This window comes from Megasphaera sp. DJF_B143, assembly GCF_900320625.1.
Classification (GTDB): Bacteria; Bacillota; Negativicutes; order Veillonellales; family Megasphaeraceae; genus Megasphaera; species Megasphaera hexanoica.
Map to the genome: position 1 here is coordinate 1 of NZ_ONTA01000011.1, position 2,120 is coordinate 2,120.

The window sequence follows — 2,120 nt, forward strand, 5'->3', positions numbered from 1 at the left end:
GATGACCCCCTTATTGCTGTACAGCCAGGAAAAATAGTAGACGCAGAGCGCATCCTGGTTGCGGGGATTCACATGCCAGAGCATGCGGGGCGGGTAGTCGTGATAATTGAGGTCGAGCTTGCGGCATGCCTTCTTGAGCATGTCCGTCGTCGCACGGGCATGTTCGCCATTGGCCGTATCGATGATGCGGTCCAGCTCGCGCCGTTTCCCGTGGGAAATCATCGTCTTCACCAGATCCATTTCGAAGCAGATGCCGTCGGTGAAAAACGTATTCTTCTCATGCCCCTTGCTGCCTTTCACATCGGCGTCATACAACACTACCGTGGGAATATGGAAGAATTGCAGCAATTTCCGGATCTTGGCAATGGAACTTTCCCCGCGGGCATTGATCAGGCAGATGCCGTAGTAATCAAAGGGAAGTCCCAGGGTCGTGCCGAAGAGAGAAAAACAGCCATACTCCGTTTCCCCTTCCACGATGATGACACTCCGCGAATAAAGTGCTTCCTTCACTTCGGGGAAGTGCATGATCAGGTGCTTTTCGATTTCTTCACTGAAATGAATCGTCGCCCCGCAGGCCGCCCGGACCTGACCGCCGTCATGGCGGTAAAAGCGGACGATGTTGCGGTAGTCATCGACCAGGGCATCCGTAGAATGGGTGACGACGAACAACTGGCCCCGAAGGCCGTCTATGTGGAACAACCCCTTCAGCAGTTCGGCAAAGCGGGGATCCTCGTTGCTGAGGAGCTGCTTGTAATAATGGAGGATAGACCGCTGCATATACGGATGAAGATGGATTTCCGGTTCGTCGATGGACGTGATGAGCGGCAGCCAGCGCCGTCCTTTTTCATCGACGATCAGATTGTGCTCGATGGGAACGGCCTTGCTCTGGCACATGATATAAATCTGGGTAATCAGTTCCAGGGCGACGAGGGAAATGAATTTCATGTTATCCGCCAGGGACCGGTCCTGCCGGCGCAACAGACAGGACAAGAGGAAGATATCAACGTAATAAGACGAATCGAAATGACCGTACCGGGCTTCATGGCGGATGAAATTCTGCAGTTCCGGCGTAAACTCCGCAATCTGCGTCTGTCCCCACGAGGTAAGCATGTCTTCAATGGCCCGGTATACCCGTGCCGGGGCCGCGTATTCCTGGGGAAGGGACGAAGAATAGGACACGTAGCGGATGCGCCGGATGACATCCAGCGGCAGTTGTTCCCCCGTCTGTTCATCATAGAGCCGGGGATAGATTTCCTCTACGTTTTTTTCCATGCGCACCCGGATAGAGGTCATATGCTCTTCCGGAAGGTCGGCAAAGGCCTCTTTATCGCTGTCGAGGAGCTGCAGTTCCAGGGTGATGACGATAGGCTGCAGTACTGAATCATAGTCATCTTCTGTAATGCCGCAGCCTTCGCTCATGAGCTTCAGCAGCCTCAGGAAACTGCTCTTGCCGATGGCATTTTCCCCGACGAGATAGTTCGCCTTTTCGTGGAACGTCATTTCTACATCCCGGAAATTCCGGTAATTTTCAATGCGTATATATCGTATGTACACATGCGTCACCTGCCCGTACTTCAGATTATCCTGTGTATGCCAACACAGAACCGCTATGTATAGTATTCGACACAAAAACACAAACACCTGCCGTCACCGGGCCGGTTCTTTCCCCGGGGCAGTAAAATACGGCCGCAGCCGTACTGCAGCCGTATGGATCATCTCATATGGAATATAAGGAAAGCCATGATAGCCGCCAGTAACAGCAGGGAAACGATGCGTATCATCCTGCCTCCGCCAGCGACCTGTCTGCGGCGGGCGGAACTCTTCCGGTGTCTCCGCCGGACCGGCCCGGGATTTTCCCCGGCAGGTCTTATACTCCCGGCCATGCCATTTCCTTGCCGCCGAGAATGTGGGCGTGCATGTGATGGACCGTCTGGCCTGCTTTTTCACCCGTGTTGTAGACGACGCGGTAGCCTTCCTTGTCGAGGCCCAGTACCTGGGCTACTTTCTGGATGGCATAGAGCATCTTGCCGGCTACGTCGGCGTCGTCCGGCGTCAGGGCGGCGATACTGGCAATGTGTTTCTTGGGGATGACCAGGACGTGTACCGGTGCTACGGGAGCA

General features: G+C 54.6%; 2 protein-coding genes. Both read right to left on the reverse strand.

Features of this window, described 5'->3' with window-relative positions:
• On the reverse strand, positions 1-1,554 hold a 1,554-nt coding region (locus DBO31_RS00225), incomplete at its 3' end, for an ATP-dependent endonuclease (protein WP_150824144.1).
• 313 nt (positions 1,555-1,867) lie between these two features.
• Positions 1,868-2,120: HIT domain-containing protein (locus tag DBO31_RS00230; RefSeq protein WP_150824145.1), on the reverse strand; the 253-nt coding region annotated here is incomplete at its 5' end.